Origin of the sequence: Chitinophaga sp., assembly GCF_036569185.1 — a bacterium.
GTDB lineage: Bacteria > Bacteroidota > Bacteroidia > Chitinophagales > Chitinophagaceae > Chitinophaga.
In genome coordinates this window covers 1-7548 of record NZ_DATCRD010000160.1, presented here as the reverse complement: position 1 = coordinate 7548, position 7548 = coordinate 1, and the positions used below count along the sequence as shown (strand labels likewise).

Here is a 7548-nt window from a genome sequence, read left to right as displayed (position 1 = left end):
CAAATTGGAAACAGCTACACCTATTACCTGGCCAACCTGTCCAACGGCACAACAGCAGTAGTTCCTTACAGCGGAGGATTTAACCGTGGCCGGAATGAAGGGGTAAGGGGACATCCACATGCATGGGTTACTGCCACCGGCGTATTAATAGAAGGAGAGCCGCTTGACTCATCCTCTGACCTGGCGCCGTTATACGAGTGGTACCAGTATGATGGTACGCTGACCAAGCTGGCTGATTCCGCCCGTTATGTAAGCACGGACGATCTTTACGCAGCATTCTACTCACAGAACGGCCCCAACTCAGGTCTTATGCTAAAACACCTGGGCGGTCCCGGGTCACAGCGGCTGGTTGACAGCACTGTTTACGGCGTAGCTGTTTACAGGGGAACCGTTGTTTATTCCACCGGTAAGTACCTGTACAGTTACCGCCAGGGGACACAACTACTTGACCAGTTAACGCCCTCCAACGGGGATCCCAGCCAGCCAGGATATTTCTACAGCCTTGCTATGGACAATTCCAGGGTTTTTTACCTGAGCCACCGGCAAGGCAGTCCAACCAGGGTACATACTGCCTATGCTGACGCATCAAACTCAGGCCAGGTATTATTTACAGAAGGCGACGCCGGAGGAAATACTGATGTGTCAATGGAAATTACCAGGCCGGTGCCGGATGAAGGCCGTATTGGCGGAATTAATCTAACCTCCCCTTACCTGAATAACATCCGGGGAGACGTATATACGCAAGCTCCAACACTTGGGTTCCGCAATGTGATGCATATACAAACCGGTACCAATATTGAATTTGCAAGAGTGGTGGCCGTAAACGACCTGGGAGATATTGCTGTAAAAACGCTGGGGCAGGGTAACACGGGCACCTATATTATTAGCCAGGATGGAAGTTATAATAAAAAGATAGCAGACAGCACCAACTGGTTGTGGACCAGAGGTCCTTACTGGACAGCTGCCATAGGCCCTACGCTATATGAAGTAAAGACAGACACCGCTGTTGTTCACCATGCCACTCCTATCTACAAAAAAGGATATACCCGCAATAAAACACCCATACCCGGCAGTGACTTTGCAAGCCATATTTGGGTAGAATACCCGAACACTGGTGTAGATTATTCACTGCAGTTTGTACAGATCATTAAACGCCCTTCACATGGTGTGCTGTTAAATAAAAATAACCAGCCCATTTACAATAATACTATGATTGCAAGAGCCGACCTGGATACACTGAAATACAGTGCCTCCAGCCTCCCGGGCAAGGATACCGTGGACTGGCGCGCTTTTGATGGTACCGGCTGGACAAACGTTGCCCAGCTCTATTTTGATATTGCACAGGCGCCCGATACCATAAAACCCTTTGAACGTAATACTTTCGAAGGAACGCCCATCCGTTTCTGGGCCAGCCAGTTCAAACAGCACTATGTTGGTAACTTAAGAGCCATAAGGGTGAACCGGCTGCCCGCCTATGGTAAGCTTACTATTGGCGGCAAACAGCTATTCTATGAAAGAAGCACCGATGTATCGCTGGCAGAAATAGACAGTATGTATTATACGCCCTATCCAAATATAACAGGTGTAGATACCCTGCAGTGGATGGCCTATAATGACACGGCGCTCATAAGAAGAGATACCCCTGTAATACTGCGTGTTTACCCTCACCTGAACACTCCACCTATTTTAAGAACGCTGGAAAGCAGCTATAGCAAAACGGCTGATCCGGACACCATTCTCATATCCAATTATCCCAGGCCCCAGGCGCATACAGATGTATTGGTGTGGGTAGATGGCACCCGTATGCTGCCCATTGCGCCCAACAACACTTTTGTGCTGGATCCGGCTACGTACAGCACCGGCGCACACCAGTTGAAAGTAACCTTCAGGCATCCGCTGGATAGTATTAGCCTTACGCGCAGCTTTACTATCACCGATGCGCTGCCGTCGCCCATGATGGCAGGCCCGGGTGAACATATGCTAACAACAGGTGATATTGCGGGTGAGCTGAACGTGCTGCCTAATCCTTTTAGCCAGCAGTTAACCATTAACGGTTTATCATGGAACAGGAGTTATGTGCTGCGTTTGTACGACGCGCAGGGTAAACTGGTGCTGGTAGAGCGTTCCTTTAACCAAAGCAGGAAGGTGTTACAAACAGGTAACTGCGTTGCTGCAAAAGGCGTTTACTATCTGCAGGTGTATGATATGCAAACCAAAAAGGTAATAAAGACCATTAAGCTGCTGCATTTGTAGGCGGTAGTGATGATTATTGACAGCCGGTATTGTTAACAGATTAACAGTACCGGCTGTCAATACTAATTGGGTGATCACTCACACAAAGCTGCTGCAAATTTTTTTGTAGTATAGGCTTTCAGCAATTTTCCCGCGATCGCCACTGTTTGAGTTGTTCTGCTATCAGGCTGTACGATCTGCTGACCTTCCATACAGCGAATGGCTGCACCATCCTTTGCGTATACACGGTACTCGCTTTCGGTTACTTCACCCGCGGCAGAACCGCCAATAAGCTTTTCATAGGAAAAGATAAAGTTACCGGATTGGTAATAGTATTCTTTTTTCCAGCTGCCATCCCCGATACTGCCGGATTCTATGACCTTTACGATCTCTTTGCCTTTAAAGAAGTATTGTACATTGCCATCCTCCACGCAGCCATCAGCTTCATACCTGAATTGCTCCTGTTTCAGGGGTAGTGCATTGATCTCTTTGAATGCAGCACGGATAGCTGCAATATCTGTTTCAGCATTTTTCTGTTGCGCATGAACATTCAGAACAGGGAAAGCAATGGCAAATAACAGGGTAATTATAATCCGGTTCATTGATCTGGGAATTTCGGCAGTAAACATATTAAATTTTGGTAACAAAAGAGAGCATCTCCATATTCTCCGGATCGTATGGATGTTTGTATTCAATTCCTTACTTATCTTCTCTCTCCATAGTTCGCTGAATGCCAGCGTATCAATGGTCTTGCGCTGTAATCTCTAAAACTTTTGTGTGAAAAATTAGGATGTAAAAGCTGGAAGAAGGACAGGTCTGATAATCGAAAAAAAATGTAATATTGCACCTTCGTTTAACCCGAAGTGTTCACTGTAACACTTTTTAAAACTCCAATAATACTATGAAAAGAGTACTATTTCTCCCTTTACTGGTATCCATGTTGTTTGCCTGTAAAAAAGACGCTGTAAAAAATGATCCCCCTGTAGACAGTGTATCAGATAAAAAGGCCATTAGCATTAGCATTGCCGATTTTATCCGGGAAGAAGAAAACATGAGGTCTGCGAAAAAAAAGCAACCAAATTCAGGAACGTATGCGAAGGAAGATTCTGCAAGAATATCTGACATTTACTATATTGCCTACAACAGCAATGGTAACAAAGTCAGTCTTATTCATCAGGATACGGTGAACCAAAGCAGCAGCTTCGGAACAATCTCTGATTCACTTGCATCAGGAAGTTATACAATTGTTCTCATAGCATCAGAAAAACCGCTTTACACGGAGACCTTCACCTCTCCCGTAAACAATCCCAATATTAGTTCACATAGCTTTGGGCCTGCCTTCCTGGGAGCAGTTGCAATAAACCCGCTGGGGGATCTCTTCTTTAAAAAGATACAGGTTGATATTGCTCCTACGGGTAATCCCACCAGTCTGGAAGTAACATTGAACCGCATTGTTGGCAAGCTGGAGGTAAACATCCTCGATGCTTTACCTGCTACTGATCCTAATGGGTATATCGGCGTTCAGGTAACTCCCCTGTCGATAGCGTTTAACCTGGCTGATGAATCAATAAGCCAGCCCGAATCCATCTGGCAATGGATTGGAACAAGAACAAGCCAGCATACTTTTAAAGACTATTTATTCGGCGCCAATAATGAGTTTAATGTGGTTATTAGCTACAAGGATAAAAATACCGGCGCCGACCTGGTGAAGACTATCGAGCATGTTACCTGTCATACTAATAAGAAAACAATTATAACAGGTTACCTGTATGGAACGCCGAATCATCCTGGCGGCCCTGACTACCAGGTAAAGCTTAACCAGTCATGGGACAGTGATTCAACGGTTATAAACTTTTAGGATCGCTAAGATAAAAGAGACTTCTTGATATAAGAGAGGGTATATCGTACTTTGATATACCCTCTCTTTATTTGAATATATGAAGAAGGAGCAAGTAATGCCCTGATTGACGAAATAAGTAAGCGCCCTATCCCCTATCCCTGGCTTTAATCCATTGCTTAATAATCTCCTGAAGGCCTTTTCTTTTCGCCTCTACCTCAGCCATGCTTTTGAATTTGGCATAAGCTTTACCTTTGGGCGCCGGTTCCAGCACGTCGCCGGGCGGCAAGCCTTCTGCCTGGTGAAAGACCAGCGTTACGGCGTCTTTCACACGCGGGCTGAAAGTGGCAATGTCGCCCTTGTAATAGAAACTGGGCCCACCCCATTTCACATCTTCTGTAATTTCAGGGTTTACCTTCATAATGGTATCCCGCAGTAATGCCAGCTCTTTTTTTAACGGATGGTCCAATTTTGCCAGGAACTCATCTACTTTTTTCGAACTCATTTTTTCCTTTTTAGATAGCGTTTGTAAGGACCGGACATTGCGCAACCCGATTGTTCACGCAGCATTGTACCGGCTTTAATGATGCTAAATTCGTAAGCCGGGCGCAGAAAAAAATTTACAAATGTTGAGAAAGGGGAAAATTTATTTGCCTTCCCATGTCAAAATCCGGAATAGTGGCGTAAGCCTATGCCCCATGACCACCCCCATTAGCTTTTGGGCCAATCACCTCACCCAAAAGCCGGTTTTCAAAAAAAATTAATTGTTTAATTGACAATTTTATAAATTGTGGAAGGAGTATAACGGATCTTTGTCATTTTCAGCAAATTCCACAGCAGCATTATGAATCAAACCTTTTCCGGCTATTCTGATGAGGAAATATGGTCTGTCTTTCTTACGGGGGACAGTGCTGCCCTTGACTGCATCGTAAAGAAACACTATAACCTGCTGTATAACTACGGCAGGAAGTTCACGCAGGATACGGATCTCGTAAAGGACTGCATCCAGGAGCTTTTTCTTGCGTTATGGAAAAACAGGGCCGGAACCGGCAATACGGCTTGTGTGAAATACTACCTGATGAAATCCCTCCGGAGAAGGCTGGCCAGGGAACTCTCAAAAACCGGCAATATAACCCCGGAATCCCTGGAATTCCTGCAGCTTAGTATGCAATTACCCCAATCGCCTGAAGTACAAAAGATCCAGGAAGAGCGGCATGCTGAATTGTCCGCAAGGATCGTTCAGGCAATATCCGCTCTCTCCAAGCGGCAACAGGAGATCATTTATCTCAGATTTTACTTAAACGCCAATGCTGCGGAAATTGGGCTTATCATGAACCTCAGCCGTCAATCCGTATACAATCTGCTTCAGCTGGCCATTTCACGGCTTCGTGAGATCAGCGACACCGTATTCAAACATGATATCGGGTACCTACTCCTGCTATTAGCGCTATTCCATTAATTACCTCAAAAAGAAAATAAAAAAAAACTTCCCAATAACCAGGTAGATTTTCCGGTGCTGTGTGTATATACAATATAGAGGAACATATACATGCACAATTTTGAAATAAACAGCATCGACGACCTGGTTGCAAACGCATCTTTCCAGCAATGGATACTCTCCAATGATGAAAAGGAGGGCGCCTATTGGAGCAGGTGGATCGCCGACAATCCTGAAAAACTGGAATGGGTTGCAGCTGCAAGATCGGTGATCCAGGTGCTGGCCGCCAACACGGTAGCATTGCCGCCGGATGAAGTGGCCGCTGCCGCTGCAGCTATTCAAAATAAGATCCTGCAGGAGGAAAGCCAGCACGTTCCCGGCTTTGACCTGCACAGCGGCAGGAGAAGCCGTATAAATTCACTCCCCGTAAGATTTAAATGGGGAATAGCAGCCTCCCTCCTGCTGGCCATATTTGCCGGTACCCTGATAGTACAAACGGCTAAAGTGAAAAACGCCCGCGCCTATGAAAGCATCCTGGATAAAGCAACAAAAGCAGGAACCACCTACCGCAACAATTCCCCCGGCGCACGGCGTATTTATTTACCGGATGGCTCTGAAGTAGATCTTCAAACCGGAAGCAGCCTTATATATATGGTTGAAGATGCCGTTGCAAGAAGGGAGATCTTTTTAACCGGAGAGGCATTTTTTAACGTGGCCACGGATCCCTCGCATCCATTTATTGTATACACTTCCAATATTGTTACAAGAGTGCTCGGCACCAGTTTCCGGATAAAGGCGGTGCCCGGTGAAACGGTTGCCAGTATAACGGTATGCACCGGCAAAGTATCCGTATATAAGACCGCCAGCTTTACCAGTCAGGACGCTGCGGAAGGCTTTGTGCTTACGCCGAACCAGAAGGCGGAATATGATATTAAAAAAGAGCAGATCAGCAAAGCGCTGGTGGAATCGCCACAGGCTACCAAAAAAGATCCGGGGGATTTTAGTTTTGAGGGCGCCCCGGTGATACAGATCTTCAGAGAGCTGCAGGATGCCTACGGCATTTCCATTGTATTTGACGAACAGACATTATCAACCTGCTCTGTCACCGCTGTACTGGACGATAAAAATTTCTACGGAAAATTAAACACGGTCTGCAAGATCATTAATGCCACATATGAAATAATTGACGGCACTATTGTAATTAGTGCTAAAGGATGCAAAAGCTAGAGAACAATAATTATTTATTCACAACCAAAACCACAGCTGCGCTTATTAAAACAAAAAAGGGAGACAATTACACAAAAAGAAAAGGCCTGTCATGTTGGTAGCATAACAGGCCGGTAATGCTGCACCGGTTAAATTCCTAATGCCCGGTACAGCTTGTTCAGCAAACAATTCAGTTCCACTAAACTATTGCAAGTTATGAAAAAAACAGGCATTTCAATTGCTATTGCCATTATGAAACTATCTGCTATTCCACTACTGATACTCGTCACCTTCCTGAATGTTTATGCAGCCAAAACACTTGGCCAGGAAGTGCTTGACAGGAAGATCACAATTACGGTGAACCAGCAGGCGCTGAAAGATGTATTAAAGGAAGTTGGCAGGAAAAGTAAGGTCAGATTCTTTTACAGCCCTGAAATGATCGGGACGGACAGAAAGATCTCAGCGGAAGCAAAGGACGAAACCCTTGCCGTTTTCCTTGACAGGTTACTTACGCCGCTAAGCATCAAAATGGAAGTCACTGAAAAGGGAGATATCTTCCTGAGCAGGGCTTCTTTTGAAGCAAATGCACAAACGGCAATGAGCGGAACCAGCCACGCAGCTGCACCTCCGAAAACCATTTCCGGTAAGGTGCGGGCTGCAGACGGCACCATACTCGTAGGAGCCACCTTACAGGTAAAAGGCACCAGCAAGGGAACCACCACCAATGAAGAAGGAAATTTTTCACTCGCTATTCCCGAAGGCGCAGCAACACTTGTTGTAAGCGCAGTGGGATATGAAACAACAGAGGTGGAGATAAGCGAAGACAATGTTTACA

7 protein-coding genes are annotated in these 7548 nt (G+C 45.7%); 5 read left to right on the top strand and 2 right to left on the bottom strand.

The annotated features are described in order from the left end of the window. Nucleotides 1–2253: T9SS type A sorting domain-containing protein (locus tag VIM72_RS11905; RefSeq protein ID WP_332003058.1), on the top strand; the 2253-nt coding region annotated here is incomplete at its 5' end. A gap of 74 nt (nucleotides 2254–2327) precedes the next feature. Here VIM72_RS11905 and VIM72_RS11900 read toward each other — a convergent pair. Beyond that, nucleotides 2328–2834, bottom strand: a complete 507-nt coding sequence (locus tag VIM72_RS11900) for a hypothetical protein (protein WP_332003057.1) — start codon at nucleotides 2832–2834, stop codon at nucleotides 2328–2330. A gap of 299 nt (nucleotides 2835–3133) precedes the next feature. Between VIM72_RS11900 and VIM72_RS11895 the strand changes: the two genes are divergently transcribed. Beyond that, nucleotides 3134–4090 carry a FimB/Mfa2 family fimbrial subunit gene (locus tag VIM72_RS11895; protein ID WP_332003056.1) on the top strand — a complete coding sequence of 319 codons (957 nt, stop codon included), beginning with the start codon at nucleotides 3134–3136 and terminating at the stop codon, nucleotides 4088–4090. A gap of 127 nt (nucleotides 4091–4217) precedes the next feature. Here VIM72_RS11895 and VIM72_RS11890 read toward each other — a convergent pair whose 3' ends face one another. After that, nucleotides 4218–4574, bottom strand: coding sequence for a DUF1801 domain-containing protein (locus VIM72_RS11890; protein ID WP_332003055.1), 357 nt, complete (start codon nucleotides 4572–4574; stop codon nucleotides 4218–4220). Nucleotides 4575–4913: 339 nt separating this feature from the next. Between VIM72_RS11890 and VIM72_RS11885 the strand changes: the two genes are divergently transcribed. The 3 genes from VIM72_RS11885 to VIM72_RS11875 form a co-directional block, all read left to right on the top strand. Continuing rightward, nucleotides 4914–5528 (top strand): sigma-70 family RNA polymerase sigma factor, encoded by a 615-nt coding sequence (locus VIM72_RS11885; RefSeq protein ID WP_332003054.1) that lies wholly within the window; start codon nucleotides 4914–4916, stop codon nucleotides 5526–5528. 90 nt (nucleotides 5529–5618) lie between these two features. Beyond that, nucleotides 5619–6734: a FecR family protein gene (locus tag VIM72_RS11880; protein WP_332003053.1), complete on the top strand. Its 1116-nt coding sequence runs from the start codon at nucleotides 5619–5621 to the stop codon at nucleotides 6732–6734. Nucleotides 6735–6929: 195 nt separating this feature from the next. Continuing rightward, the coding region (locus VIM72_RS11875) for a carboxypeptidase-like regulatory domain-containing protein (protein ID WP_332003052.1) at nucleotides 6930–7548 on the top strand (619 nt) is incomplete at its 3' end.